Origin of the sequence: Citromicrobium bathyomarinum, assembly GCA_001306305.2 — a bacterium.
Lineage (GTDB): Bacteria > Pseudomonadota > Alphaproteobacteria > Sphingomonadales > Sphingomonadaceae > Alteriqipengyuania > Alteriqipengyuania bathyomarina.
In genome coordinates this window covers 295,213-320,525 of the sequence record CP155577.1, presented here as the reverse complement: position 1 = coordinate 320,525, position 25,313 = coordinate 295,213, and the positions used below count along the sequence as shown (strand labels likewise).

The window sequence follows — 25,313 nt, the reverse complement described above, 5'->3', positions numbered from 1 at the left end:
TCCGTGCTCCGCCCGCATCTTCTGCCGGGGATCCTGGCCGCCATGCTGGCGGCGAGTCCCGGGCAGGCTTTTGCACAATCGGAGCAGTTTGTCCGACCTTCCCCGCGCGTCGAGATTGCGACGCATGTCAGCGAAGCATCGCAGCAATTCGGCATTCCCGAGCACTGGATCTACGCGGTGATCCGCGCCGAAAGTGCGGGCCGGGTGCGGGCGGTTTCCAGAGCAGGAGCGATGGGTCTCATGCAGCTCATGCCCGGAACCTGGTCGCGGCAGCGCGCCCGGTTCTCCCTCGGGCAAGACCCGTTCGACCCGCGCGACAACATTCTGGCCGGCACGTCTTACCTGCGCGAAATGTACGATCGCTACGGCGCGCAAGGCTTCCTCGCTGCATACAATGCGGGTCCGGGACGCTACGAAGACTGGCTTGCCGGACGGCGTTCGCTGCCACTCGAAACACGCCTCTATGTCGCCCGGATTGCGCCGCTGTTGCAGTCCGAGCGCATGTTTGCGGCGGTGCCTTTACAAGCCGGGAATGCTCCGGCTGGCGTCTTGCAGGCGCCCCGCGCTGGGCGAGAAGAGTTGGACGAGGTGGCTATGCCCGGTCCCGCAGCGAACCCCTTCGCGCGTCCGGAACAGCCCGCGCACGATCTATTCGCGCCTGCTTCGACGGTCTCCTCCCAATGAAAGCGAGCCTCGCACCTTCGCGCAGGCATGCGTTTCCAGGCGAAACCGGGCGTATAAGCGGAGACTTACGCATCAAAAGAAAGGAGGGATGGCGAGATAAAAGCACCGCCGTCGGTCGGGGTGCAGGTGGTTGGTTTTGCGGGAGATTATGCGCCATCTCTGCTGTGCGCCTGCAGGCGCTTGGACCGAAATCCTTAGGCTTTTCAATGCTGAAAGCGCCGTCTGCCGATTTTCCTGTCTATGGCTGACGATGAAATCAACATCAGGCCGGGTCAGTCGCGAGACAGCGATGCGCGCGCCTATCGCAAGGCCGGTTCGCTGGTCGGACGCGTGCTGCAGGTTTCGCGCCGGTCAGGCTATACACCGCTCACGCGAGGCCGGGCTGGCGGCGGAACCGGACATCTGGGACGCGGCAAAAGGGCTGCGTTCCGAGGCCGCCCCCATGCTTTCCAGCGGCGGGTCATCATCAAGGCGCGCGTCGTTCGTCATGGCGGCAGCCGCTTCCGCTCTGCACCGCTCGCTCGCCACATCGCCTATCTCGAACGCGACGGCGTCACCCGTGACGGATCGGATGCCCAGATGTTCGATGCCTCGTCGGATGAGGTCGATGGCGATGCCTTCGCCGCGCGCTGCGGAGACGACCGGCATCACTTCCGCTTCATCGTGTCGCCGGAAGACGCGAGCGAGATGGCTGACCTTTGCGCTTTCACGCGCGAGCTCCTTGAAGATATGGCGAGCGACCTCGACACCAGCCTCGACTGGGTGGCGGTCGATCACTGGAATACCGACAACCCGCATGTCCATGTTCTGGTCCGCGGCGTTGCCTCGGATGGCAGGGACCTGGTGATTGATCGCTCTTATATCAGCGAAGGCATGCGGGCCCGTGCCCAGGAGCGCGTCACTATCGAACTCGGGCCGCGCAGCGAGCGCGATATTCAGCTAGCGCTTCGCCGCGAGGTCGATGCCGAGCGCTGGACCTCACTCGACCGCCGGCTGCAAAAGCAACGCGACGATCTCGGCGTGGTCGATTTGTCCCCCGAAGTCGATGCGACACGGCGCAGCAACCGCGCATTCCTTATCGGCCGCGCACGAACGCTCGAACGCATGGGATTGGCCGAGCGGATCGGGGCGGCGCGCTGGACCTTGGCCGCAGATCTCGAACCGACCTTGCGCGCGCTTGGCGAGCGCGGCGACATCATCAAGACCTTGCACAAGGCGATGAGTGGACGCGGCGCACAAGGCGCCCTTGCATCCTTAGCGCTGCATGGAGAAGACGAGAACCGCCGAGTCATCGGCAGGTTGGTCGAGCGCGGTCTCCATAACGAGCTGACAGGCGAGGCTTATGCGATCGTCGAAGGAGTGGACGGTCGCGCCCACTATCTTCGCTTCCCCGATCTTGACCAGACGAGCGATGCAGCACCCGGCGCGATCGTCGAGACAAGCGAATGGACCGACCGCAAGGGGCGGCGGCGCGAAAGCCTGCTGGTGCGCTCGGACCTGCCGCTCGAGCGGCAGATTGACGCGCGCGGGGCGACCTGGCTCGACCGGCAGCTGCTGTCGGCACGAGCCGCGTCGCTGGGAGGCGGCTTCGGCAATGAAGTCCGGAAGGCTCTTGACGAGCGCCGTGACTGGCTCGTCGATCAAAGTCTTGCGAAGCGACATGGTAGGAGCGTGACCTTGGTGCGCAACCTTCTCGGAGCGCTCCGCAAGCAGGAACTGGACGCGGCAGGTAAAGCGCTGGCTGCGCGTCATGGTCGTCTGGCAAATCCGGTAACGGAAGGCGATCACATTTCCGGCATCTACCGCGAGCGCATTTCGCTGGCGTCGGGTCGCTTCGCCATGATCGATGACGGAGTGGGTTTCCAGCTCGTGCCCTGGAGGCAAGACCTCGAGCGGCATCTTGGAAAAGAAGTCGCTGGCAAGGTTAATGCACGCGGCGGTGTCGATTGGAACTTTGCGCGCTCGCGCGGGCCGGCGGTTTGATGAGCACCGGCATCTAAACGGAAATCTTGACAAACGCACCATATGATGCTTATAAACGCATCAGGAGATGCGATATGGTAAGTGCAGCGATTCAACATGCCGAAGCTCCCCCGGGGCTTCAGACCTTTGCAAGCGACGGTGATCGCAGCCGCCTCACCAGCGCTGCGGTAAAAGCCGTGCTGCGGCTCATCGAGGCTTGGGGTGCGAGCAACGCCGACGGTGCTGCACTGCTCGGCGTGTCCGAAAGCACCTGGGACCGGATGAAAGCCGGAACATGGGAGGGCTCGCTCGGTCAGGACCAGTTGACCCGCGCGTCGGCGCTGATCGGCCTGTTCAAGGGGCTGCACCTGCTGTTTGCCAACGACATGGCCGACCGCTGGCCGAAACTCGAAAACAGGGCTCCGGTCTTCGATCGCCGCTCGCCCATCCAGGCAATGATCGAAGGCGGTATTCCGCGCATGTTAGAGACTAGGCAATATATCGACGCGCTTCGTGGCGGGCTCTGAGGAGGAGGGCGAGCCGCCGCAGATCCGCGAAGCCTTCGAGCGGACGGTCCGGCTCGTTTCCAGCGCGCGTTTGCGCGAAGCGGTCATGGCTCCGCTAGCCGACAATGGTGAAGAGCTTGCGCTGCTCGCTGAAATCGAGGGGGCGACGAGTTCGCGCCTGATCGCCGAAGAGCGCGGGCTTGGCGGGCTGACAGCCGACGAGCTGGTTCACGGCGTGCCGCATGCCAGATTTATCAATGCGAGCTTCGCCTATGCCAAGCCGCGCGAGCCCAATCGCTTCAACCCCGCGAACCGCGGCGCATGGTATGCCGCGCTCGATGTCGAGACCTGCATCGCCGAGGTCGGTCATCACCTGACGCAGGCGCTCGCCGATGCCGACGATTTCGATGCCGTTGTCGAATATGGCGAGATGATCGCCAGCATGGCGGGGGTCTTTATCGATCTGCGCGGCGTGCCTGATCACCCCGCACTCGATCCGGACAAGACGAAAGGCTATCCGGTCGGCAATGCTCTAGCGGCGCAGGCGCGCGCCGCCGGCCATAACGGGATTATCTATTCTTCGGTCCGCCATGCGGGCGGAACCTGCATCGCGGCCTTGTGGCCCAATGTCGTGCAATCGGTCGCGCAAGGGGCGATGTATCGCCTGACCTGGTCCGGCAATCCTGCCTTTGATTGGGAAGCAATCTAGCCGCTTCCCGCTTTCGCTACGCCAGCCTGCGATCACGCAGCTTCTGACTTGAATATGCGATGCAAAGCCGCCGTGCTGCCTTTCACGAAAGGAGACAGCCTTGTCGGCAACCCGGATATTGTGGGGTCAGATACTCGTCGTCTTCGCTCTCACGCTCGCAGGCGTCTGGGCGGGCACTCAGTGGACGGCATACGCGCTCGGCTATCAGGCGCAATTGGGCGCGCCGTGGTTCAGTGTTTCCGGAGCGCCTGTCTATCCGCCTTATGCCATCTTCTGGTGGTGGTTCAGCTACGAAGCCTATGCGCCGCGCATCTTCGAAACCGGCGGAATGATTGCTGCATCGGGCGGTCTCGTGTCGGTCGTGGTCGCGATCGGCATGTCGGTCTGGCGCGCCCGAGAAATCAGGAACAGCGCGACCTATGGCTCGGCGCGCTGGGCGACCCGTTCCGAAATCGCGCGCGCTGGCCTTCTGGCGGGCAAGGGCGTCATTATCGGCCAACACGCCAATCTCTATCTTCGCCACGACGGGCCAGAACATGTACTCTGTTTCGCACCGACGCGCAGCGGCAAGGGGGTCGGCCTTGTCGTGCCGACGCTGCTGACCTGGCCGCACTCGGCGATCGTCCATGACATCAAGGGCGAGAACTGGGAGCTGACCGCTGGTTTCCGGTCCAGCTTCAGCCGCACGCTTCTGTTCGATCCGACCAATGAAGCGTCGGCAGCCTATAATCCGCTGATGGAAGTGCGGCGCGGCATCAACGAGGTGCGCGACGTCCAGAACATTGCCGACGTGCTGGTCGACCCGGAAGGCTCGCTCGAACGGCGCAACCATTGGGAAAAGACCAGCCATGCGCTTCTCGTCGGGGCCATTCTGCATGTGCTTTATGCCGAGCCTGACAAGACGCTCGCCGGTGTGGCGAACTTCCTCTCCGATCCGCGCCGATCGATCGAGGCGACATTGACCGCCATGATGCACACGCCGCATCTGGGGGAAGACGGCATCCATCCGGTTGTCGCGAGCGCGGCGAGAGAATTGCTCAACAAGTCGGAGAACGAACGCTCGGGCGTGCTCTCGACCGCCATGTCGTTCCTTGGGCTGTACCGCGATCCGGTGATCGCCAGGGTCACCCGGCATTGCGAATGGCGTATCGCGGACCTGGTGGCACAGGGCCGACCGGTCACACTCTATCTCGTCGTCCCGCCCTCCGACATCAGCCGCACCAAGCCGCGCGCCAGGGTTTGCAGATCCGTAGGATATGGCATGCAACCGACTTTCTCCCACGAATGCCGATCCCGGCATTCACGGATTACGCCGCGCAACTGAAGGAGCTCGGCGCCGCAGTGCTGCAAAGCTGGAGCGGCATGTTTGGAAGAGCAAGCGTAGCGGCATCGGGCGGCGTCGATTCGTCATTCATTTGCGCTGCTCTGGCCCATTCGGGCGAACGCTTCGATTGCGTTACTCTCGCCACTCCGGATCCGTCCGGCGACGAGCGCATATACGCCAATCGCGTGGCGGAATGGTTCGGGGTTCGGTGTGTCGAACGGATATACGACCCGGCGTTTTACGATCCTTCGAGGTCTTCCTCCCGGGGGTTGCCGCGACCGGCCCGACGTTCATTCCAGCACATTCTTGACGCCTTGCTTGTCGATGCGATGGCGGACCTCGGCGCCTCGGTCATCTACGATGGCAACGGAGGCGACAATCTGTTCTGTTTCCTCCATTCCTCTGCGCCGGTAGCCGACCGGCTGGCAGCGGAGGGTCTGGGGACAGGCGTGCTGCGCTCCCTGATTGACATGTGCCATATCACCGGATGCTCGGTCCCCACCATGGTCGCCGCAGTTCTTCGCAGACGGCTTGGTAAGGGAACGAGGGAAAGCTGGCCGGTCGATGCGAGTCTGCTTACCTGCGGAACTGACGCTGCGTACAGCGAGCCACTCGTGCCCTGGCTGAGTCCTCTAGGGATCTCAGGTTCGGGAAAACGCGACCATATGGTCCTGATCATGCGGGCACAGAACCACATTCATGGACTGGCCGCCGGCCCGCCTCGATTTTCGCCACTAATGAGTCAGCCGCTCATGGAGTTTTGTCTCGGTGTTCCGACTTGGATATGGGCACACGGCGGCAGGAACCGCGCTTTGGCCCGGGCGGCATTCGCACAGGAATTGCCGCCTGCCGTGCTGGCCAGAACATCGAAGGCCGGACCCGACAGCTTCGTAAGGCAAATTTTCGCCCTGAACCGAAATTCGATCGCCGAGCGCTTGCTGGATGGGTTGCTCGCCGCGAACGGGGTAATCGACCGCCATGCCGTGGAAGCCGCGCTGCGCACTGATGAACGAGACGACAACAGCATGTTCGGTCGCATACTTGACCTGCTCGAAGCCGAGAATTGGGCTCGCTCATGGACCCGCTAATGGTTCAGCATGGCAGCGAAGGTCGCGTGTGGGCGGGGCACCCTCCATGGCGCTCCAGCGGGCGTACTGTGCTTCTCTTGAAGGATTGCAGTTCAGCCTGCCCATAAGCCAGAACTCGAACCATTCGACGACGCGCTCGTACATCGCCAGGCGATGCGACGATTGCCATTTGACATGAGACTCATCGGGGAACACGTAGAGTTCGATAGCCTTATTGTTATGCGAGAAGGTTTCAACGACATCGAGGCTGCCTTCGTACTCGCTGTCCCCTGCCTGGATCAAAATTGGAACATCGATCCGGTCCACATTGAGTATGAGCGACATGGGCTCCCAGAATGTTTCGGCACCGGGCTCGAAATAGCGATAACCCATGTCCCGCAAATACTCGGTAAACCGTGGCCCTGCAGCGAGAGCGAAGGAGTAGAGATCCTCGCAGCACGATCCCATCGAAGCGACCTGGAAAAGGTCCGAGTTGATCAGCGCCCACTGGACGGTCGATCCGCCATCACTGAATCCGCTGATCCCCATGCGCGTTGGATCGACCGCACCAGTCTCGACGGCGCGTCGTACAGCGAGCTCTAGTGCTTCCTGCACCTGGCGCCGGTCCGCCCAGTCATCTTCGCTCAATGTCCGTATTTCTGCATCGGTTGTTGCCAGATACGCCTCTGGCGGGAAATCAGGCCGGTCGAAACTGAGGACCGCGAATCCGCGTGCGGCGAGAGGCTGGATCGGAACCTCGTCCCCGGTTCCTCCGCGAAGGAAGCCCCGGCTCCGGTACTGCACCACGATCAGGGGATGCAGTTCGCCAGGTCGATGAGTGGGCGGCAGGACAAGGTCGGCGAAACTCTCGACACCGCTTGCCAGGCGGAAGCGGAAACGCTGGACGGAGCCATACTCCATGTTCTCAAGCTGCGGGTTTGGATCGTGGATCAGTCGTTCTGATCCCGTTCGCATGTCGAGCGCCACTAATCGGCGAGGCTGTGTGCTGCCCTCACGCCCGCAAATAAGTTCGTTGGCATGAGGGGCGCACCCGATGAACACATCATCGGAAATCAGGACTTGGCGAGGCGCAGCATCGCGGGGATCCCAGCGCAACAATGCCGTCTGGCTGTCGGCCCATCCAGTACGCTGGACGAGGAAAAGGGCGCGCTCCGAGGCCGACCAGAACAGTTCTCGGATGCCGTCGCATTGCGTGACAGGGCAGACTTTTCGGCTGCCGTCCGGAGCGGCCAGAACCAGCCGCGTCGGGCTGAGGAGACGCTCGGGGAACTCTGCTTCGAGCCAGGCCGAAAATCCGCCCTCTCCTGATCGAACATTTCGTGCGTTGTCCGGTATCGCTGCCGGTCGCGGCGGGGCAATAAGCACCTGCTCCATTTCGGTTGCAGGTCGCGATGACCCGTCCCGAAGCGAAACCCATGTATAGATCGGATCGGCATGGCCGGTCGGTATCGGTCGGTCGGCTGCCTGCGGCGCAAACCGCGCGTCGAAGAGAAAGCCGCGTCTGCCTTCGCTGGCGATTGCCGCGGCGGCGAGGCGAATTGCAGGCCTTGTGCTGACAATGAGACCCATTCCGTCCTGAGCCCAGGCGAAATCGTCGACATCGTCGGCCAGATTGGTTGCTCGGACCGCACCCGTTTGCCCGGTTGGGCTGGCCAACCAAACCTGTGTCGAACCGGCTTCTCTCCTCAGATACGCAATTCGCATGCCATCCGGCGACCATCGCGGCGCGCTTGTCCTAGGCCAACCGGCCAGTATCGCGGTGAAGTCGCGAAGCCGGAAATCGTCGCGAATGAATTCCCCGCCGCGCGCCACCTCGATTGGAGAACCTTCGCCGTTCAACGGCGCGACCAGCAGTCTTTGGCAATAGCTATTCGTCTCGGGAATTGCGCGACGGACGGTGAAGGCAATTTGGCTGTCGTCAGGCGAGATGCCAAATACACTTCGATTGGGAGTTCCGACCGGTGCGCCAATATCCGCAATCCGGACTTGTCCGTCCACTGTCCACTCACCTAATTCCGCATTTGCCGTTTCCTGGGCGATGGGCAGTGCATCACACGGATCTTCGGCCGATGGCGGATCTTCAGCTGTCGGCACGATCGTCAGGCTGAGCGCTAGGGTAAGGAGCGCAGTCATTACCAATGCCTCCTTACGCCAAACGCGATGAAGCGCCCGATCGGAGAATAATTGGTTGAATCGTAGGGTGTTGTGTTGGGACCGGTTTGGCCGATCACGTCCGGCTTATCGTTAAACAGGTTTTGAATGGTCAACGAGAACTCGAGGCCGGGATCACGGTCGTCGCCGCGAATGACCGCATAGTGCATGCCAAGATCGACAGTTGCGCTTGGTGACAGCCGCTGCACGGTTGCAAGCCGTCTGTCGACGAGCGCACCGATATAACTGACTGCCGCATTGGCGGTAAGGCGGCCTGCCCGATATCTTGCTGCTCCACGCGCGCGGTAGCGGGGCGGGTTGAAAGTCGTACCGGCAAGCTGGACTTCAGGTAGTTCGGATGTGATGGTTTGCCTGCTGCGCAACCAGCTGCCGTTGAGATCCAATCCTATCGAGCGGTCATTCCCGAGATCGCGGTTCCAGGCAATCCTGGCATCCAGCCCTTCTACGCTCCACGCCGCGACATTGATGTTCCTGTTATCGAACAGAACGACAACATCTGCAGGATCGAACGGGCGGCCTGTAAAGTTCTCCAATCCGAACTGGGCACCCGCGATGAGTTCGGCCAAATCGGCCGGATCAGGTGAAAAATCGATGAGGCTGGCATAGCCCGGATTGTTGATAGCAGCTGCGATCGATCCAGCGATCGGCGCAACGACGCGGTTGTCATAGCGGATATCATACCACGTCGCGGAGGCGGTCAATCCTCGGACTGCCGCAGGCTGGAACTCGAATCCCGCCGTCCAGCTTCGGGCGCGCTCGGGACGGAGGTTGGGATTGCCGCCCCCGCTCAGAAAGACTGTGTCGGAGCCGGTGCCCGCTCCGAACACCGCAGCAGGCACCAGAATGGCCTGAGAAAAGATGTTTTGCTGGAAAAGCGTGGGAGCCTTGAACGAGCGTGCCCAACTCGCTCTGAACATCAGATCACCACTTGGCGAATAGGTAATCCCAAGGCGCGGGGTGGCGAGCTGGTCGAGTCCGGGATAGTCTTCGTAGCGAACTGCAGCGGATAGCGTTAGCTGCTCGATTCCATCGACGGCGTTCCGACCCGACACGAATGGAACATACAGTTCCGCATAGGCGAAGCGAGCCCGCTGCGTTGCATCGAATTGCGCATTGAGGATCGCGCTTTCCAGAGAGTACTCGAGTCGATTGTTACGAAATCCGATGCCGACAGCCAAGCGCGTCTCGCCGCCGGGAAGAGTGATAACCGGGCCTTCCGCACCCATTTCCAGCGAGGTGATCTGATGCAGGTAGCTTCCCGTAGAGACGCGCGCCGGACCTGTCTCTGGAATGAAACTGGTCTGGAAGCGGGTTCGATCGCGCCCGAAGACACCCGCGAGATTGGCCTTCCAACTCGGCCCAAGGTCAAACTGCAGCGACGGCGCTACGGAAAAGGTCTCGAGGTCGGGCTCACGCCGAATGCGCTGGGCCGGCGTGCCATCAATGGTGGTTGATTCGCGATACGAATAGAGCGCGTCGAGATTGGCCTCCACGCCTTCTGACAAGCTCTGGTGCGCCGAAAATGTTACGGCGTGGCGCCGGTTTGAGGGATAAAGCAAGGTTTCCGGTAGCAGTGATCCTGCATAGGCGCGCTCCCTCGCCTCAATCCCGGAATTGTTCGCGAAGTCGTAGGCGAAGACGAAGCCGCCACTGTTCCAGATTGTGCCTGCGACTATGTCGGCCTGTTGGCGAAAGTTGCCTCCATCGGTGCTCGCTCCAATCTGGGCCGAGGTTGTCACGCCCTCAAAGTCGCGGCGCAGGATGACGTTCACAACGCCGCCAACCGCGTCCGAGCCATAGAGCGCTGAAGCTCCATCGGGGACGACCTCGAGCCGGTCGACAATGGCGAGCGGAATGGCGGAGATGTCGACGCCCTGGGACGCCGAGTTGTATGGAAGGCGATGACCGTTGAGCAATGTCAGCGTCGCATCGGGCCCAAGCCCGCGCAGATTGGGAGACGATGCTGAATTTACATTTTCATTGCCGATGCCGCCGCCCGAACCAACCCCAGGGTTCTGACCGCCCGAGAAATTCTGGGGTAGGTTGCGGATCGCTTCGCCGAGGTCCACCTGGCCCGTCTCGACGATCGTCTCGCGATCAAGCTCGATGACTTCACCTACGACCCGTGCGCCTCGGATACGCGTTCCCGTGACAACGATCGCGGAACTCTCTTCGTCCAAAGCTGTATCGCCAACCTCGGCAGCGTCATCTTGTGCCTGTTCGCCTGGACTGTCTTGGGCGAAAAGAGGAGGAGCGGCACCTGCAAATGCTGCCCCGGTTAGAAGGACGGAAAGTGTGCGAATTGTCGACGACATTGATATCTCCCTGTTTTGGCGCGGACCGGCCGCTACAGAAGATGACGCTCACTTTTGCGAGCACCTTAGTTTCAATTGAAATTAAATTTTGAGTGGTCCCTTTTGGCCGGATGCCTGCAGTCACCAACTGTGACCCAGCGCTTGACGCAAATGCGCAAGAGCTTTCATCATGTGATAGTCGACCGTCGGCAGTGCGATGCCGAGTTCGATATGTATCTCTCGGTAGGATTTCTTCTCGAAGCGGTTCATCGCGAAGATACGCGCGCACTTTTCGGGGAGCTCTGCGAGCGCGATTTCCAGCGCTTGCCGGGTTTCACGGACATGCACGGCATCTTCTTGCGCAGCACGGCTTGGCGCGTCTGCGTTCTCCAGAAGTGGCTGGGTCCTGACCCGGCACTTTTGCCGCCGCGCCTCGTCCACCATCAAGTTGAATGCAATCCGCCTCAGAAAGCCCGCCGGATTGACGAGTTCCGTCAGCTGCTTGCTGGTCGCCGCACGCAGGAACACGTCCTGTGCCAGGTCGCGGGCGCGTTCGGAGCCCACGCGGCGCGCAAGATAGGCGATCAGTCCAGCCCGTTCCTCGCGGTAGAGGGCATCGAGTGTGCGGCGGCGACCGACCGTTCGGCTTACCTTTGCAGCGCAATATGCGGGACCCACGCACTGGGGAGATTGGTGCCGAATTTCGGCGGCAATTTGAGTCATGCTTCGAACTTGGAGGCGACCGCAACCTGAGTTCGCCGTGGCGAACTGCGTGCGGGTTCCAGGTCTGTGCCGCCGTCCGGGGCCTAGTTTGTGCCCCTTGATCGGTCCGGCCGCCGGGCCTGCGATGGACCGGCGTGCATGATGTCCGGCGGAAAGATCCACGCGGATGGTGCCAGAATATCAATCCGCGCGCTGTCAATCTGCCCAACATAGGAATGGCTTGCAAGAGGTAAGTAGAGCCGTTTTGGACCCGCTTGTGGCGGCGGTCGTCGCCTTCCCTAAGAAAGCAACGGTCTCGGCGAGCGCCTGATCAAATATGCCCAATATTGGGGAGGCGGCCCCCTAGGTCATGGAATGTCGGCGCGGTGCTGGCGCCTCTAGCGAAATCGGCGAGAAAGGAGGTGCTCCATGGATCGACCATTTGACAGCAACGACCGGACAGGCGCATTCGACTATTCGGATTTCGCGCAGGAATTCCTGCGCCGCAATGCCGCGTACCGGCAACAATACGCACGGATCGCCAGCGAAAGCGGTTTCGACCCGCAATCCCCAGCTTGCCGCCGAATGGCGCGTTCATGGGGCCTTGAATTTCCCGATTGATCCCGACCTTTCAGCTCGCAGCCATCCGGCGATCTGGCAAGCCGAGGAAAACGCTCATGTGGTAATTCTTGGCGGTGGGCGCGCAGTCAAGGCGGCGCGCGCAACGTGCGACCTGATCTCCAAGCGAACCAGCAATGCGGGAGATCATCTGGTCCTCGCCGGTGGTGGCGCTCGCCATCGGCTGCTCGTTATGGCCTCCGCCCGGTTGGGTGGAGACAATTATCTGATCCCTCGGGACCAGTCGTTTCCGATCAGGCTGGCGGCGCTCGATGCGTTTCACTGCTGTGTAGATGGTTCCGCTGCTCCCAGCGTGCGAAACCAGTTGCAGCCCACTGCCTATCAGTCCCACCGCTTCCACTTGCTGCTCGCCATACTTGATGCTTTATCCCGGGCGCCTGAGGGTGTTATGCTAAAAGATATCGCTGGAACCATTGTTTATCGGGGATTGTCCGCGCAGCGCGCCATTGACTGGAAATCGTCATCGCAACGCCGCCAGACCCAGCGTCTCGTGGTTGAGGCGCGGCGAATGGCGTCGCACGGCTATCTCGGCTTGCTTCGCCAAAGCCGGCTCCGCTCTTTTCAAACGCACTGAATGCACTATGGTTTTTCGTGGGGCATGCTGCTGAATTTTGCGGCGCGCCCGGATTGGAACCGGACCTTGAGGGTCGCAACTGCAACTGCTGGAACAGGTGGAATGGAACCGTCTGATCCGGCACCGAGCAGGCGGTCAGGTGGCGGCGTGTTGGATTGCGTGCTGCCGATCGAACGGCAGGTCTATGTACGCATATCTCGCGGAGGAATTCGCAACTGAACTTATCAATGTCCGTTCGGACACTGAACTCGACGGTGCGCTTAAACAGGTTTCCCGGCGCCTTGGCTTCGACCACTTCGCGCTTAGCCTGGAGATGCGTTCGACATCGTGCGAGGCACCGGGCCTGCTATTGCACGACTATCCCGACGAATGGGCGAAAGTCTATATTGCCTTCGACCTCGCAGGGCAGGATCCGGTGCGAAGAGCCTGTGACAAGACCATCATCGGTTTCGCCTGGGACTGGATTGACGAACTCGTCCCTCTCACGCGCGGCGACCGTCAAATGCTCAATGTCGGCCGGGAATGCGGAATTGGCAATGGTTATACTGTTCCGCGGCATTTGCCCGGGATAGGGCGCGGCACCTGCACCTTTGCTGTTCGACCCGAGCGAGAACTGCCCCGACGGCGCTTCGCCGTCGCGGAAATGATCGGGACGCTGGCTTTGAGCTGTGCGCTGGGCCTGAGTTCAGAAAAGTTCGATGAGAAGGTCCCTTCCCTGACCGATCGGCAGCGGGAGTGTCTGCTTTGGGTTGCAAGAGGGAAGACTGCAGCTGAAACGGCCATGATACTCGAAATCAGCACCGAAACCGTCATTCAGCATCTTAAGATGGCCCGCGAGCGCTACCAGGTCCATTGTAAACAGTCCCTCGTCGTCGCGGCGCTGTTCGACGGGTTGATCGGGTTTGCCGACATTATCCGTTGGCGGGACACAGGCTAGTTTTCGCGCCACTGCCTCTCAATCACTCGAACATGGCCGTACTGCCTATTTCGCAACCGTTCAGAAAGCAATTTGACTTCTCTCGGCATTTCGATATTTTAATAGTTATCGAATCATTGGAGTGAGCGATGCAAGCCGACCGCGTGATCCGAGCCCTATCTGCTCTGGCACAGGAGCATCGCCTCGCCGCATTCCGCCTGCTCGTGCAGGCCGGGGAGCAAGGCGTTGCCGCTGGGGTGCTAGCTGAGAAACTCCAAGTGCCTCCGTCTTCAATGAGCTTTCACCTTGCCCAACTGGGCAATGCGGGGCTGGTCACCCAGCGGCGCGAAAGCCGCTCGATCATCTATTCGGCGGACTATGCCGCGATGAATGGCCTGATGGGCTACCTCACCGAGAACTGCTGCGGCGGCATGTCCTGTTCCCAGGATACCGAATGCTTTCCTTCTCCTCAACGAAAGAGCGCCTGATGAAACGCTTTCACGTGCATGTCGGCGTGACCGACATCGACCACTCTATTGCCTTCTATTCAAGCCTGTTCGGTGCCGAGCCCGACGTGGTGAAGGCCGACTATGCCAAGTGGATGCTGGAAGATCCGCGCATCAACTTCGCGATTTCGATGCGCGAGGCTGCTGCCAAAGGCATCGAGCATGTCGGCTTGCAGGTCGAGGACAAGAGCGAACTCGAAGAGGTCTATGGCCGCCTCAAGGCTGCTGACCGCCCGGTGCTCGAAGAAGGCGCGACGACTTGCTGCTACGCGCAGTCGGAAAAGAGCTGGATCGCCGATCCAGATGGCGTCGTCTGGGAAGCTTTTCTGACCGATGGCGAGAGCACGACCTATGGCGGCAGTCCTGACCTCGACCAGCTCGCATCTGCCATTGCCACTTTGGGCGCCTGCTGCGCGCCGCAACTGGCACCTGCCAAGACGTCCTGCTGCTGAGGTAACTGATGTTAGATCAACCGCTGAACGTGCTGTTCCTGTGCACGGGCAATTCCGCTCGTTCGATCCTGGGTGAGGCAATCCTCAACCAAGACGGTGAGGGTCGATTCAAGGCCTACAGCGCCGGAAGCAATCCGATCGGCACAGTGAATCCCTGGGCGATCCATACGCTCAAGACACTGGGCTATCCGGCAGATGGCTATTCCTCAAAGAGCTGGAGCGAGTTTGCCGAAGGACCAGAATTCGATCTGATCTTCACCGTCTGCGACAGCGCGGCGGCCGAGACTTGCCCAGTATGGCCGGGTCGTCCGACTTCCGCGCACTGGGGCATTCCTGATCCGGCGGCGGTCGAGGGCAGCGATGCAGAGAAGGCAGCGGCCTTCCTCGATGCGTTTCGCATGCTGAAGCGCCGTATCGACCTGATGCTGGCGCTGCCGATTGCCAGCTTCGAGCAGATTGCCCTGCGCGAAAAGCTGCAAGCCATTGGCCACGAGGCGGATGAACAATGACCGCTGCAGCTGCTGACATGGACGCCCGCGCGGCGGGGCTAGGCCTGTTCGAGAAATGGCTTTCGGTCTGGGTCGGCGGCGCGATCCTCGCCGGGATTGCGCTCGGCAATGCAGCGCCAGAGCTATTCGCCTCGCTAGCGGGCATCGAATACGCCTCGGTCAATCTTGTCGTCGCAGTACTGATCTGGGCGATGATATTCCCGATGATGGTGGCGGTCGATTTCGGCGCGGTGCGTCGCGTCGGTGACAAGCCAAAGGGCCTGATCATCACGCTGGTAGTGAACTGGTTCATCAAGCCTTTCACGATGGCTGCACTTGGCGTGTTGTTCTTCGAGGTCGTCTTTGCCGACCTGATCGCGCCTGCCGATGCCCAGCAATACATCGCCGGGCTGATCCTGCTGGGTGCGGCCCCTTGCACCGCGATGGTCTTCGTATGGTCGCAGCTCACCAGGGGCGATCCTGCCTATACGCTGGTGCAAGTCGCGGCGAATGATCTCATCATGATCGTGGCCTTCGCGCCCATTGTCGCGCTGCTGCTGGGCGTGACCGACATTGCGGTCCCGTGGGAGACGCTGCTGCTCTCGGTCGCGCTCTATGTGGTCGTGCCGCTCGCAGCCGGTGCCATTGTGCGGCATCGGCTTCTCGCGACCCATGGCGGCGATGAAGCGGCGGTGTCCGAATTCACGGGGCGCATGAAGCCGCTCTCGATCATCGGCCTGCTGCTGACGGTGTTGCTGCTGTTCGGCTTCCAGGCGGAAACCATTGTCGCCCGACCGCTGTTGATCGCGCTGATTGCAGCGCCCATTGTTGTCCAAAGCTACGGCATCTTCTTCATCGCTTATGGCTGGGCCAAAGCGTGGAAGGTCCCGCACGCAGTAGCCGCGCCCTGCGCTCTTATCGGCACGTCCAATTTTTTCGAACTGGCGGTGGCGGTTGCGATCGGCCTGTTCGGCCTAGGGAGCGGAGCTGCTTTGGCTACGGTGGTAGGCGTCCTCGTAGAAGTGCCTGTCATGTTGTCGCTGGTAGCGATCGCCAATCGGACGCGTGGTATATTCCCTTTGGCTTGATGCGGATGTGCCTCATACCGGTCTGGGGGCGAGCAAGATGACGCCGGCGCCTACAAGGCAGATCGCCACGCCCAGAGTGTCCCACCGATCGGGCTTCACGCCTTCTGCGATCCAAAGCCACAAAAGCGCGGACAGAATGTAGACCCCGCCGTAGGCAGCATAAGTTCGACCTGCATGCTCGGCATCGACCAGCGTTAGCAAATAGGCAAAAAGGACGAGTGAAGCCACGCCCGGAACGAGCCACCAAGCCGACTTGTCCATACGCAACCACGCCCAGAAAGCGAAACAGCCCGCAATTTCAGCAATTGCAGCACCGAGATATGCGAGAAAGGTCATCATCTGACCTCTATCGAGATTTCGACTGTCGATCGCAAACGGGATTACCCGGTTGATGGCTTTACTGGACCAAGCGAGGCGCAACTACGATAGCATGGAGCCAAGATCGGAGCCCACGCTCGGATACACCGATACCATTTTCTTGAGATCGCTTGTTGTCAGTCCAAGTCGGATGGCCAAACCGAAGAAATTAATGATTTCGCCATATTCGGGTCCGAGCAGATGGGCGCCCAGGATAGTGTCGCTGTCCTTATCGATTATAACCTTGGTTGCAGCGCAGCTTTCGCCAACGCGAAGGTTGGAATACCAGTCGCCGGTGTCATTCTCGACGACGCGGATATCGTGCCCGGCCTCTCGTGCATCCTGTTCGAGCATGCCAACGCGGGTTAGCTCCGGTACGGTAAATACAGCGCTCGGAACTCCCGAATAATCCGGCTTGGTCCGGTTGCCCTTGAGCATATTGGACGCAGCTACCTTGCCCTCGAAAACCGCGACAGGCGTAAGCGGGGCACCCTGCGTATCGGCGGCATCCCCGGCAGCGTAGATTTTCGGGTTGGACGTGCTTTGCAGGTAGGCGTTGACCGCAACGCCCTTGTCACCTGCCTCGACATTGGCTGCGGCCAGATCGAGCTGATCAATTGCCGCGACGCGGCCCGCGCCTTGGACGACGAGATCGGCGCGCAAATCTTTCGTTTCGCTACCCGTTTCTACCGTGACAAGAAAGTCCGTCCCGTCCTTCTTGATGGATTTGAGTGACGTGCGCCGTCGCAGTTGGACGCCGACTTCCTCGCCTCGCGCGACGAGTCTTTCAACAAGATCGGCATCGAAACCTTTAAGCGGTCTCTCGCCGCGATCGATCATGCACACCTCGCTGCCGGCGCGTGCTGCGATATGGCCAAACTCGAACGAGATGAAGCCGCCGCCGATGAACAGGATGCGTTCGGGCAGCGCATCGAGCCGCATGAACTCGGTGCTGTCGGTAAGGTGTTCGGAGCCGGGAACATCTATCGTCCGCGGCTTGGCACCCGTTGCGATCAGGAAATGGTTTGCCTGAAACTGCCCCTCGCCGTCGATTTCGACGGTATCTTCGCCGACGAAGCGCGCTTTCCCGTGAAGGGTAGTGACGCCGTTGCTCTCCAGACCGTTTTCGATCCGACCGGGCATTTTGTCGGTGAACGTCTGCGTGAAGGCGACCAGATCGGGCCAGTTGATGGCGATGTCGTTCGGTTCGATGCCCTTGCCGTGCATGAGCCGCGCTGCGTCGATGATTTCCGCCCCGCGGCGGAGCATTTTCTTCGGATCGCAGCCGCGCAGGGCGCAGGTGCCGCCATAAGGCAGTTCGTCGACCACCGCGACCGACCAACCGGCTGAGGCGCATTTGTTGGCGGCATTTACGGCCGCCATACCAACACCCAGCACTATAAGATCGAAGTTTCGCGTACTCATCTCACCGCCCTCCGCAACATGTGGCGCCCTTGCGATCGGCACGCGTTTCCTGGATCGGCGGGCAGGGGATGGTGCCGAATGAGCAGAAGACACAGCAATCGCCCGCATTGGGGCGGAGTTTCACACCGCAACCATTGCAATCGTAGAAAAACCAGCAGGCATCCGTCGGCATTCTTTCGAGCTTTTTGTACCCGCAAGTAGGGCATGTGATCTCGGACTTCAGTTCGATCATAGCGCGCTCTCTGAAAGGATCGCCGGATATCCGGCCTCGGTCGACGCCGCGGCGATCGCGCTTGTGGTTGTTCGCTCAGGATCGAACTGCGCAGTCGCCGTCCTGGTCTCGTAATCGATAGTCACCTCGTGCACGCCTGCCACGCCTTCCATCGCGCGCCGAACCGTTATCGGGCAGGTCGCGCAGGTCATATTCTCGACCGCAAAACTTGCCGATTGCAGATGCGCGGAATTTTGTTGAACCCGTTCGTCGGAGTTTGGCGGAAACAAGGTCGCTGCCCAGATACCCGCTCCGGCCAGTCCCAGTATCGCAACTGCGACGATCATCGTCTTCTTCATCTTTCGAACTCCTAGTAGAATTGCGGCGCCCACCACTCGACCGTGGACGAGGCAGCGACCAATACGGTCGCCAGCCACAGGGAGCTTTTGACGAGCAGGTTTGCTCCGGGCCGCGCGCAATATGTTCCGTCTTCGCAAGGTTCGGCTTGCCGAAAATAGACGTGCCGGAATCCAAGGGCCAAAAAGACAACCGCAATGGCGATAAATACCCATTTGTACGGTTCGAGCGCAGTGAGATTGCCGATCCACGCGCCGCTGATGCCAAGGCTCAGCAATAACAGCGGGGCAATACAGCAGGACGAGGCGAGTATCGCGCCGAGCGTCCCGCCGCTCGCCCATAAGCGCTGCGCGTTCTTGTGCATTTGATCGACCATGGAAACCAATGTACTCCCTGTAGTAACTACAGGTTCAAGCACTAATTGGCATATGGCTCATGACAGCATCGCAAGTGATCAAACGGGGAGAACTGGCCAGACGGTCGGGCTGCAACCTTGAGACAATCCGCTACTACGAGAACATCGGTCTGCTTCAGCCTCCCGAGCGTACGGCAAGCGGGCACAGGCTCTATCCACCCGGCGACCAGGCGCGGCTCGGCTTTATCTTGCGCGGCCGCGATCTGGGTTTTTCGATCGAGGAGCTCAAAAGCCTGCTCAGCCTCGTTGATTCGCACCCCTACAGCTGCGGCGAGGTTCGGGATCTGACCAATAACCATCTGGCCAGCGTGCGAGCTAAAATTGCTGATTTGACTAGGTTGGAGCGCACGCTAGCCGATGTATCAGCCCGCTGCGAAGGCGGTGATGTTCCGGAATGCCCCATCATAGATACGCTCTTTGGTCGTGGTCCTGGCGCCCGATAGTGAAGCTATGCCGTCGGAACGGGTGCGCGTCTTGAAGCTATTTCGATCGAAGCCGGATGCGACGAGGCGAGGGAACGAATATGCGCCCTGTCCGTCCCCTCACTACAGAGCCTCGTCATTTAACTTTTGATAGCTTTCCATGCCGACCACCATTCTGATTGTCGAAGACGAATTCCTCATAGCTGTCGAAATGGAGGCGGTGGTTCACGATCTCGGTCATGAATCCGCAGGCATAGCCGACGACATGCAATCGGCATTGGCAAAGGCTTCAGACGCGATCGATGTGGCGCTCGTCGATGTCAATCTGGCCGATGGAGCCACTGGTCCGAGGATCGGCGAGAAGCTTGCTGCGGATTTCGGGATCGAGGTTATTTTCGTAACCGCCAATCCCGCACAACTCGGCGAAGGGGTGAGCGGAACGCTGGGCGCGCTGGAAAAACCGGTCGATCTTAGCATTCTCAAGCAGGTTCTCGACTATGTCATTGCGGTCCGGAAGGGCGAAAAAATCGATCCGCCAGCCCGTCTTAGGCTCTTCTTTAACTAGGCTCCTGCAACCTGCTTTTTCGGACATCCATGACGAGTTCAACGCCATCGTCATGCCAGGTTCTCTCGTAATTGCCTCCTAGCTGTTGCTTCACGGCCAACTCGATGAGGCGACTTCCGAAACCCGTTTGAGGCTCACTCGCCTTGTCGATGTGAGCTCCGTGTTCCCTCCAGCGGAAGCGGACCATCTCGTCCTCGGTTGAAAGGTCCAGCGAAATCCTTCCCTCGGGATTGGACAGAGCTCCGTACTTCATCGCGTTGGTAGCCAGCTCGTGGAACACCAATGCAACCGGCGTGGCGGCGCGGCTTTCGACCGCGATATCGGGGCCGGAAATAGCAATCCTTCTTTCGGAAAAGGCAGGATAGGTCTCGAAGATCGTCGCAAGCAGCGTGGCGAGGGTCACTTCCTTGCCCTCGGGCTGGGACTTTTCGCTGTGGGGCCGGACGAATTCGTGCGCGCGCCCCAGCGCGGAAATCCGGCCCAGCAGGTCGCGCGACGCTTCACCGAACGCTTCATTTGCGCGCGCTGTCAGGCTGATCAAACCGGAAACAATCGCGAAGATGTTCTTGATGCGATGGCTGAGCTCTTGACTCAGGATTTCGTTTTGGAGGGCGGTGCGCTTCTGCTCGTCGATATCCGTACAAGTGCCGATCCAGCGCTGGATCTCACCCTCCTCGTTGAGGATCGGCAGCGCACGACCGATCATCCAGCGATAATCGCCGCTGTGATGCCTCAGGCGATATTCAACCTCGTACGGTTCGCCGGTAGCGAGGCTGTGGTTCCATTTCTTCCATGTGTCGGCCTGGTCATCCTCATGGAACATCCCGGCCCATCCTTCGCCGTCGGTTGATCCGACAGGGACACCCGTGAATTCATACCAGCGCGCATTGTAATAATCGTGGGAGCCGTCGGGAAGAGTCGACCATACCATCTGCGGCATGGTGTCGGCGAGCGCATGGAAAGCAGCTCCGGCGGATTGCAGCGCATGCTCTGTAGCGAGGGGCAAGACATCAGGCGCCGAAGAGGATTCGCGGCTGCCAAGCTGGAAGTTCGTGATGACTTTTGCATTCATAGCCAGCTTGTGACCTTCCCGGGATGAACAGAATCGGACCGATAAGATACCTGTCGTATCTTGATGATTTTCAAACGCTGACGCTCATCGCAAAGGTGGGATGGCCAGTAAACTCTCCCCTGTAGAGCGCCAGATGTGGCCCTCCCCAGTTCTTGGTATGTCGCTGCCTATCCGGATTTGATGAGATGCGAGCAGTCATCAAGTTCACAGGTAATCTTCATGCAGCAAAGCAGCGGTATAAATGGTGCAAACTTGGTCGATCCGGCACTTCGCGCCATGTTCGAGGCGCGCAAGCGCGTGTTCGTGGATCTTCTTGGGTGGGACGTTCCGGTGCTCGACGGGACCTTTGAAATCGACCAGTTCGATACGCCCTCGGCCGCCTATCTCGTCCTCACCGGCGAAAAGTGCGAGCATCGCGCATCGGCCCGGCTCCTGCGTTCTGATGGACCTCATATCTTACGCGATCTCTTTCCGCAGCTGTGCACCGGACCTGTTCCGCAGGATGAGGCATTTCGCGAGATTACCCGATTCTGTATCGATCCCACGTTGCCGCGCGCTGATCGCCGGAGTGTCCGCAACCAGCTCGTCTCCGCACTCGCCGATTTTGCAATATCGGAAGGGATCTCTGGTTATTCGGCGGTCGCCCCAGTGCCCTGGTTCCGTCAGATCGCCCAGTTCGGCTGGCGCTGCCAGCAGCTTGGACCGTGCGTTTCTATCGATGGGCAGCAGCTTGTCGCTCTTCGGATCGACATCGACCAAGATACACGCGCGCAACTCGCCAACGCAGGGATCTACTGCCGCAATCCTAAGCCGGAAGCCTATGGCGGCATGGAGCTGGCAGCATGACTGGGCCGAGGGAGGCGCATTGGCTCGATCAGCTGCAAGAGGATGGCTATTGCATCATTCCGCAGCTTGTCGCCGAGCAACAGATCGCCGCACTCGATGCCGACCTGGAAGGTGCATTTGCGCAGGCGCCCCTCGGCAAGGGAGACTTCTATGGCCATCGGACCAAACGGTTTGGAAGCCTGCTTCGCCGGTCGCAGGTCGCAGGCGATCTAGTCCTGCAGCCGCTAGTCCTATCGCTCGCCCGCGCAATTCTCGGCAGCGCCTGCGACCGGATACAGCTCAATGTCGCCCAGGCGATCGCGATCCATCCCGGCGAGATAGAACAGTTTCCGCATTGCGATCAGGATATGTGGGCAGGCCGCAAGGGCGATCACGAATATCTTCTCAACGTCATCTGGCCGCTGACCGAATTTACTCGCCTCAATGGCGCGACACGCATCTACCCCGGGACGCACAGGAAGCCTGTCGACAATCTCGAAAGTCTCGACGATCCCATAGTAGCTGTTTGCAAGCCCGGCGATGCGATCTGCTTTCTCGGCTCCACCGTCCATGGAGCGGGACCAAACCAGACCGAGGATGTCCGCCGCGGTGTCGTAATCGGCTACAGTCTCGGCTGGCTCAAACCCTACGAGAATCTCTGGCTGGCCTATCCACCAGCAGTAGCAAAAGAGTTCTCTCCCGAACTCGCCGAGCTCGCCGGATATGTGCAGCACCGTCCGAACCTGGGTAATTTCGAAGGGCAATGCCCGTCGGTTTTGCTGAGCGACAAGGTGCCCGAATTCCCTCAGGCAACCGATAGTCTGCGCCCCGACCAGAAAGAAGCGGTTCGTGAGTTCGCCAAGACGCGCCGCGGCGGACGATGAGTCCCGCTCACGTCCTCGAGCCTACGTACAGGCGGTTGAAAGATGCATTGCTGGAAGGGCGCTTCCGGGCCGGTACGAAGCTTGAGGCGATGCGACTCGCTGACGATTTCGGAGTGAGCATGACGCCGGTAAGAGACAGCCTGAACCAGCTTGTCGGTGAAGGGCTGGTCGACCTCACGCCCGGCGAAGGATTTCGCGTACCGCTGCTTACCGAACAGGCCTTGCGCGACATTCTGCAAGTCAACGCCCTGCTTTTGGAGCAGGCTCCCGACAACGATCACAAATCACTGACAATCAACGAAGGATCAAACGACACGCGAGGTGCTTATGCCGACCGATTGGCGCGCGCCTTCAGAGACATCGCGGCAAGCTCAGGCAATCGGTTTCGCGTACATTTGGTCGAACGCATTAGCGACAGACTCCAGCCGCTACGTGAACTCGAGCCGGTGATTTGGCCTGGCGCGCCGCATGCCCTTGAGCAAATTGAGCGAAAAGCGCAGCAAGGGTTCGATGGCTCAAACCGAGCGGTACGCGCATATCATCAACACATTGAGGATCTGGTACCCGCTCTTGTCGGACGTTTGAACCAGCAGACGCCCTAGCCCTCGCCAATATTTTAGGTCGTCTCCCCACTCTCGGACAGAACCGTCGCGAGGTGGTCATTCCAGGCATCGAGCGCCTGGCGCTTTTCGTCCTTCCAGTCGTGGCGCTGGTAGATGCCGGCGACTCCGGCGCGAGATCCGCCCACATGGTTGAGAACGGCTTCGGTGACTTCAAACCGAACGCCAAGCCGCTGGAAGTTCGTTGCGAGGGTTCGTCGTAGATCATGAAGGCGCCAGGCTTCGAGCGGCTCTTCGCAACGTTCCTCAATCAGGCTGTCGAGCTTCACCTTCCCTTTGGCGTATCCCGTAAAGCCCGCCCCGCTAGCTGTCGCGAAAACACGGCCCTTACGCGGCCACCTCTCGCCGCGAGCCTCCCGGTCGAGCTCGGCGATTGCAAGATCGTTGAGGGGAATGGAGTTAGGTTCTCCGTTCTTGGTTCGAGATCCGGGCAGGGTCCATAATCTTTCGCTGCGACTGAGCTCCTGCCAGTGCATCCCGGAGACTTCTTCACGGCGCTGTCCGGTTACGATCAGAAGCCTGACAATTGGACCAAAGCAGCGATGACATTCCGGCGCCGCATTCCAGATATGGCGGAGTTCGCCATCCTTGAGCCAGCGCTCTCGTGGCTTGACCGGAGGCGGCGTTTCCATGCCCTCCATCGGATTGCGATCGATATCTCCGCGACTGACGGCCCAGCGAAACAGGCGGCGCATAACGGCAAAGACATTTCGCCGGTTTGCCACCTGCTTGGGCGGCATCTGATCGAGAACCGAAACGACGTCGATCTTCGTAATCGCTGGCAGCGCCTTCATTCCGAATGTGGGCTTGAGGTAGAGGCGAATGGATCGCTCCACGAGGCGACGCCATCCCTCGCGTTTGCAGGAGCGAGTGAAGAGGTCAGCGTAATTCGAGAAGGCGAGGTCGACAGCTTCCCGGCGGCGCTGCTTTTCCGCATCAACCGGATCAATGCCCTGCGCAACAATCACCAACAATCGCTCAGCTTCCAAGCGTGCAGTAGTCGGTGTCCAAGGCGATCCATGTGATCCGATCGTGAAACGACGGGTCTTCGCTTCTCGTCCGCCCATTCGGAACTGGATTATGTAACTGATTGATCCAGCAGTTGTAATCTTGACGCCAAAGCCCTTGAGATCGGTGTCCCAAAGATAGTTTTCCTTTGGTCCAACCGGGAGCGAATCGACCGTGCGCTTGCTGATTTTTCCTGTTGCCATGCGATACCTCGTGGCCTTTTCTGGCAATCACCGGGTAATCACGCAAGCGGAAAAAGGGGCGAATTGGAGGCAATTCTGGCGTAAGTGTTTTGCGCTAAGTCGTTGTTTTTACAACATCAGCGTAGTCTAGCGTCGCCTGAATCGAAAGTACCACACCTCGTGGCCCATCTGCTCGCGCGCCTTCTTCTCGTAGCGGGTCTCGCACCAGCCAGAGGGGCGCTGCTGGAAGCTCTTCGGGCCATCGACCACCCACTCGAACGGGCCGGTCGCCGGATCGGTGAAGCGCCGCATCACCATCAGCGCATGGCGCACGTAGACCGGGTGATCGGTGCCGAAGCGGAATTCGCCGCCGGGCTTCAGTTTGTCGGCGATCATCTGCACCGGCCCGTCGTTCATCATCCGCCGCTTGACATGGCGCGCCTTGGGCCAGGGATCGGGGTGGAGCAGATAGGCCATCGTCAGCGCGCCGTCGGGGACGCGTGAGAGCACCTCCAGCGCGTCGCCCGCGTGCAGGCGGATATTGGGGAGCCGCTGTTCCTCCACATGGGTCAGCGCCTGCGCGACCCCGTTGAGGAAGGGCTCGGCCCCGATGAAGCCGTGATTGGGCAGCAGGTCGGCGCGGTAGGCGAGATGTTCGCCCCCGCCGAAGCCGATTTCGAAATGCAGCGGGCAATCCTCGCCGAACAGGCGCTCTGCCGTCACCGGGCCTTCTTCGGGCACGGAGATCTTGGGCAGCAGATCGTCGACGAGCGCCTGCTGGCGCGCGCGCAGCGGCTTGCCGACGCTGCGGCCGTAGAGTCGGCTGAGGGTGGTGGGATCGCCGTCCTTGTATGCGGTCATGCGGG

At 60.3% G+C, this 25,313-nt stretch carries 28 protein-coding genes and 1 pseudogene; 18 read left to right on the top strand and 11 right to left on the bottom strand.

Annotated features, from left to right (window positions below):
- Positions 1–3: 3 nt before the first annotated feature.
- The 6 genes and pseudogenes from VO57_001555 to VO57_001530 all read left to right on the top strand — a co-directional run bounded on the left by VO57_001555 (position 4) and on the right by VO57_001530 (position 6,273).
- The gene (locus VO57_001555) at positions 4–684 is read left to right on the top strand and encodes a lytic transglycosylase domain-containing protein (GenBank protein XBL70051.1); all 681 of its coding nucleotides are present in this window, start codon (positions 4–6) and stop codon (positions 682–684) included.
- 240 nt (positions 685–924) lie between these two features.
- A complete protein-coding gene (locus VO57_001550) occupies positions 925–2,667 on the top strand; it encodes a DUF3363 domain-containing protein (GenBank protein ID XBL70050.1) in 1,743 nt (580 codons plus the stop codon).
- Between the two features lie 74 nt (positions 2,668–2,741).
- Positions 2,742–3,173: an antitoxin Xre-like helix-turn-helix domain-containing protein gene (locus tag VO57_001545; GenBank protein XBL70049.1), complete on the top strand. Its 432-nt coding sequence runs from the start codon at positions 2,742–2,744 to the stop codon at positions 3,171–3,173.
- Positions 3,160–3,861, top strand: a complete 702-nt coding sequence (locus VO57_001540) for an RES family NAD+ phosphorylase (GenBank protein ID XBL70048.1) — start codon at positions 3,160–3,162, stop codon at positions 3,859–3,861. Before VO57_001545 ends, VO57_001540 begins: the two co-directional genes overlap by 14 nt.
- 100 nt (positions 3,862–3,961) lie before the next feature.
- Positions 3,962–5,089: pseudogene (gene traG, locus VO57_001535) on the top strand (IncP-type conjugal transfer protein TraG).
- Between the two features lie 56 nt (positions 5,090–5,145).
- Complete coding sequence (locus VO57_001530) at positions 5,146–6,273, top strand: asparagine synthase C-terminal domain-containing protein (GenBank protein XBL70047.1); 1,128 nt, start codon at positions 5,146–5,148, stop codon at positions 6,271–6,273.
- On the opposite strand, the gene VO57_001525 is transcribed toward VO57_001530, so the two are convergent.
- The 3 genes from VO57_001525 to VO57_001515 form a co-directional block, all read right to left on the bottom strand.
- Positions 6,259–8,406 carry an Atxe2 family lasso peptide isopeptidase gene (locus tag VO57_001525; protein ID XBL70046.1) on the bottom strand — a complete coding sequence of 716 codons (2,148 nt, stop codon included), beginning with the start codon at positions 8,404–8,406 and terminating at the stop codon, positions 6,259–6,261. The two genes, VO57_001530 and VO57_001525, sit on opposite strands and share 15 nt — an antisense overlap.
- Positions 8,406–10,760 (bottom strand): TonB-dependent receptor, encoded by a 2,355-nt coding sequence (locus VO57_001520; GenBank protein XBL70045.1) that lies wholly within the window; start codon positions 10,758–10,760, stop codon positions 8,406–8,408. The genes VO57_001525 and VO57_001520 overlap by 1 nt, the downstream gene beginning before the upstream one ends.
- Before the next feature lie 120 nt (positions 10,761–10,880).
- Positions 10,881–11,462 carry a sigma-70 family RNA polymerase sigma factor gene (locus VO57_001515; protein ID XBL70044.1) on the bottom strand — a complete coding sequence of 194 codons (582 nt, stop codon included), beginning with the start codon at positions 11,460–11,462 and terminating at the stop codon, positions 10,881–10,883.
- Between the two features lie 408 nt (positions 11,463–11,870).
- Here VO57_001515 and VO57_001510 point away from each other — a divergent pair, with 408 nt between their 5' ends.
- From VO57_001510 to arsB, 7 genes are all read left to right on the top strand, one after another.
- The gene (locus tag VO57_001510) at positions 11,871–12,062 is read left to right on the top strand and encodes a DUF6499 domain-containing protein (protein XBL70043.1); all 192 of its coding nucleotides are present in this window, start codon (positions 11,871–11,873) and stop codon (positions 12,060–12,062) included.
- A gap of 190 nt (positions 12,063–12,252) precedes the next feature.
- The gene (locus VO57_001505) at positions 12,253–12,654 is read left to right on the top strand and encodes a DUF2285 domain-containing protein (GenBank protein XBL71372.1); all 402 of its coding nucleotides are present in this window, start codon (positions 12,253–12,255) and stop codon (positions 12,652–12,654) included.
- 184 nt (positions 12,655–12,838) lie between these two features.
- Positions 12,839–13,591, top strand: coding sequence for a LuxR family transcriptional regulator (locus VO57_001500; GenBank protein ID XBL70042.1), 753 nt, complete (start codon positions 12,839–12,841; stop codon positions 13,589–13,591).
- 128 nt (positions 13,592–13,719) lie between these two features.
- Positions 13,720–14,058 (top strand): metalloregulator ArsR/SmtB family transcription factor, encoded by a 339-nt coding sequence (locus VO57_001495; GenBank protein XBL70041.1) that lies wholly within the window; start codon positions 13,720–13,722, stop codon positions 14,056–14,058.
- Positions 14,058–14,528, top strand: coding sequence for an ArsI/CadI family heavy metal resistance metalloenzyme (locus VO57_001490; protein XBL70040.1), 471 nt, complete (start codon positions 14,058–14,060; stop codon positions 14,526–14,528). Before VO57_001495 ends, VO57_001490 begins: the two co-directional genes overlap by 1 nt.
- A gap of 5 nt (positions 14,529–14,533) precedes the next feature.
- Complete coding sequence (locus tag VO57_001485) at positions 14,534–15,037, top strand: arsenate reductase ArsC (protein XBL71371.1); 504 nt, start codon at positions 14,534–14,536, stop codon at positions 15,035–15,037.
- On the top strand, positions 15,034–16,104 hold the full coding sequence (arsB, locus tag VO57_001480) for an ACR3 family arsenite efflux transporter (protein XBL70039.1): 1,071 nt from the start codon (positions 15,034–15,036) through the stop codon (positions 16,102–16,104). Before VO57_001485 ends, arsB begins: the two co-directional genes overlap by 4 nt.
- A 12-nt stretch (positions 16,105–16,116) precedes the next feature.
- Here the strand turns inward: arsB and VO57_001475 are convergent, their stop codons facing one another.
- From VO57_001475 to VO57_001455, 5 genes are all read right to left on the bottom strand, one after another.
- Positions 16,117–16,443 carry a YnfA family protein gene (locus VO57_001475; protein XBL70038.1) on the bottom strand — a complete coding sequence of 109 codons (327 nt, stop codon included), beginning with the start codon at positions 16,441–16,443 and terminating at the stop codon, positions 16,117–16,119.
- An 81-nt stretch (positions 16,444–16,524) separates the two neighbouring features.
- The gene (locus tag VO57_001470; GenBank protein ID XBL70037.1) at positions 16,525–17,886 is read right to left on the bottom strand and encodes an NAD(P)/FAD-dependent oxidoreductase; all 1,362 of its coding nucleotides are present in this window, start codon (positions 17,884–17,886) and stop codon (positions 16,525–16,527) included.
- A gap of 1 nt (position 17,887) precedes the next feature.
- Positions 17,888–18,118: a GDCCVxC domain-containing (seleno)protein gene (locus tag VO57_001465; protein ID XBL70036.1), complete on the bottom strand. Its 231-nt coding sequence runs from the start codon at positions 18,116–18,118 to the stop codon at positions 17,888–17,890.
- Complete coding sequence (locus VO57_001460; protein ID XBL70035.1) at positions 18,115–18,456, bottom strand: cation transporter; 342 nt, start codon at positions 18,454–18,456, stop codon at positions 18,115–18,117. Before VO57_001460 ends, VO57_001465 begins: the two co-directional genes overlap by 4 nt.
- An 11-nt stretch (positions 18,457–18,467) precedes the next feature.
- The gene (locus VO57_001455) at positions 18,468–18,830 is read right to left on the bottom strand and encodes a mercuric transporter MerT family protein (GenBank protein XBL70034.1); all 363 of its coding nucleotides are present in this window, start codon (positions 18,828–18,830) and stop codon (positions 18,468–18,470) included.
- A gap of 59 nt (positions 18,831–18,889) precedes the next feature.
- Between VO57_001455 and VO57_001450 the strand changes: the two genes are divergently transcribed.
- Together VO57_001450 and VO57_001445 are read left to right on the top strand one after the other, a co-directional pair.
- Positions 18,890–19,312: a helix-turn-helix domain-containing protein gene (locus VO57_001450; protein ID XBL70033.1), complete on the top strand. Its 423-nt coding sequence runs from the start codon at positions 18,890–18,892 to the stop codon at positions 19,310–19,312.
- A 139-nt stretch (positions 19,313–19,451) separates the two neighbouring features.
- Positions 19,452–19,856 carry a response regulator gene (locus tag VO57_001445; protein XBL70032.1) on the top strand — a complete coding sequence of 135 codons (405 nt, stop codon included), beginning with the start codon at positions 19,452–19,454 and terminating at the stop codon, positions 19,854–19,856.
- On the opposite strand, the gene VO57_001440 is transcribed toward VO57_001445, so the two are convergent.
- Positions 19,849–20,928, bottom strand: coding sequence for a PAS domain-containing protein (locus VO57_001440; GenBank protein ID XBL70031.1), 1,080 nt, complete (start codon positions 20,926–20,928; stop codon positions 19,849–19,851). The two genes, VO57_001445 and VO57_001440, sit on opposite strands and share 8 nt — an antisense overlap.
- A gap of 219 nt (positions 20,929–21,147) precedes the next feature.
- Between VO57_001440 and VO57_001435 the strand changes: the two genes are divergently transcribed.
- Genes VO57_001435 through VO57_001425 form a run of 3 tightly spaced genes read left to right on the top strand, consistent with a single transcriptional unit; the run spans position 21,148 to position 23,239 of the window.
- Positions 21,148–21,774 (top strand): acyl-homoserine-lactone synthase, encoded by a 627-nt coding sequence (locus VO57_001435; GenBank protein ID XBL70030.1) that lies wholly within the window; start codon positions 21,148–21,150, stop codon positions 21,772–21,774.
- Entirely contained in the window at positions 21,771–22,637 is an 867-nt protein-coding gene (locus VO57_001430; GenBank protein XBL70029.1) for a phytanoyl-CoA dioxygenase family protein, read from the top strand. Before VO57_001435 ends, VO57_001430 begins: the two co-directional genes overlap by 4 nt.
- Positions 22,638–22,672: 35 nt before the next feature.
- Positions 22,673–23,239 (top strand): GntR family transcriptional regulator, encoded by a 567-nt coding sequence (locus tag VO57_001425; GenBank protein ID XBL70028.1) that lies wholly within the window; start codon positions 22,673–22,675, stop codon positions 23,237–23,239.
- A gap of 14 nt (positions 23,240–23,253) precedes the next feature.
- On the opposite strand, the gene VO57_001420 is transcribed toward VO57_001425, so the two are convergent.
- Together VO57_001420 and VO57_001415 are read right to left on the bottom strand one after the other, a co-directional pair.
- A complete protein-coding gene (locus tag VO57_001420) occupies positions 23,254–24,468 on the bottom strand; it encodes a site-specific integrase (GenBank protein XBL70027.1) in 1,215 nt (404 codons plus the stop codon).
- A gap of 126 nt (positions 24,469–24,594) precedes the next feature.
- Entirely contained in the window at positions 24,595–25,308 is a 714-nt protein-coding gene (locus VO57_001415) for a tRNA (guanine(46)-N(7))-methyltransferase TrmB (protein ID XBL70026.1), read from the bottom strand.
- Positions 25,309–25,313 lie beyond the last annotated feature (5 nt).

Bases quoted from the DNA above. Each gene is read 5' to 3' on its own strand.
- VO57_001550 (XBL70050.1), top strand. From the start codon at position 925: ATGGCTGACGATGAAATCAACATCAGGCCGGGTCAGTCGCGAGACAGC.
- VO57_001545 (XBL70049.1), top strand. From the start codon at position 2,742: ATGGTAAGTGCAGCGATTCAACATGCCGAAGCTCCCCCGGGGCTTCAG.
- VO57_001530 (XBL70047.1), top strand. From the start codon at position 5,146: ATGCCGATCCCGGCATTCACGGATTACGCCGCGCAACTGAAGGAGCTC.
- VO57_001525 (XBL70046.1), bottom strand. From the start codon at position 8,406: ATGACTGCGCTCCTTACCCTAGCGCTCAGCCTGACGATCGTGCCGACA.
- VO57_001520 (XBL70045.1), bottom strand. From the start codon at position 10,760: ATGTCGTCGACAATTCGCACACTTTCCGTCCTTCTAACCGGGGCAGCA.
- VO57_001515 (XBL70044.1), bottom strand. From the start codon at position 11,462: ATGACTCAAATTGCCGCCGAAATTCGGCACCAATCTCCCCAGTGCGTG.
- VO57_001510 (XBL70043.1), top strand. From the start codon at position 11,871: ATGGATCGACCATTTGACAGCAACGACCGGACAGGCGCATTCGACTAT.
- VO57_001505 (XBL71372.1), top strand. From the start codon at position 12,253: ATGGCCTCCGCCCGGTTGGGTGGAGACAATTATCTGATCCCTCGGGAC.
- VO57_001500 (XBL70042.1), top strand. From the start codon at position 12,839: ATGTACGCATATCTCGCGGAGGAATTCGCAACTGAACTTATCAATGTC.
- VO57_001495 (XBL70041.1), top strand. From the start codon at position 13,720: ATGCAAGCCGACCGCGTGATCCGAGCCCTATCTGCTCTGGCACAGGAG.
- VO57_001490 (XBL70040.1), top strand. From the start codon at position 14,058: ATGAAACGCTTTCACGTGCATGTCGGCGTGACCGACATCGACCACTCT.
- arsB (XBL70039.1), top strand. From the start codon at position 15,034: ATGACCGCTGCAGCTGCTGACATGGACGCCCGCGCGGCGGGGCTAGGC.
- VO57_001475 (XBL70038.1), bottom strand. From the start codon at position 16,443: ATGATGACCTTTCTCGCATATCTCGGTGCTGCAATTGCTGAAATTGCG.
- VO57_001470 (XBL70037.1), bottom strand. From the start codon at position 17,886: ATGAGTACGCGAAACTTCGATCTTATAGTGCTGGGTGTTGGTATGGCG.
- VO57_001465 (XBL70036.1), bottom strand. From the start codon at position 18,118: ATGATCGAACTGAAGTCCGAGATCACATGCCCTACTTGCGGGTACAAA.
- VO57_001460 (XBL70035.1), bottom strand. From the start codon at position 18,456: ATGAAGAAGACGATGATCGTCGCAGTTGCGATACTGGGACTGGCCGGA.
- VO57_001455 (XBL70034.1), bottom strand. From the start codon at position 18,830: ATGGTCGATCAAATGCACAAGAACGCGCAGCGCTTATGGGCGAGCGGC.
- VO57_001450 (XBL70033.1), top strand. From the start codon at position 18,890: ATGACAGCATCGCAAGTGATCAAACGGGGAGAACTGGCCAGACGGTCG.
- VO57_001445 (XBL70032.1), top strand. From the start codon at position 19,452: ATGCCGACCACCATTCTGATTGTCGAAGACGAATTCCTCATAGCTGTC.
- VO57_001440 (XBL70031.1), bottom strand. From the start codon at position 20,928: ATGAATGCAAAAGTCATCACGAACTTCCAGCTTGGCAGCCGCGAATCC.
- VO57_001435 (XBL70030.1), top strand. From the start codon at position 21,148: ATGCAGCAAAGCAGCGGTATAAATGGTGCAAACTTGGTCGATCCGGCA.
- VO57_001430 (XBL70029.1), top strand. From the start codon at position 21,771: ATGACTGGGCCGAGGGAGGCGCATTGGCTCGATCAGCTGCAAGAGGAT.
- VO57_001420 (XBL70027.1), bottom strand. From the start codon at position 24,468: ATGGCAACAGGAAAAATCAGCAAGCGCACGGTCGATTCGCTCCCGGTT.
- VO57_001415 (XBL70026.1), bottom strand. From the start codon at position 25,308: ATGACCGCATACAAGGACGGCGATCCCACCACCCTCAGCCGACTCTAC.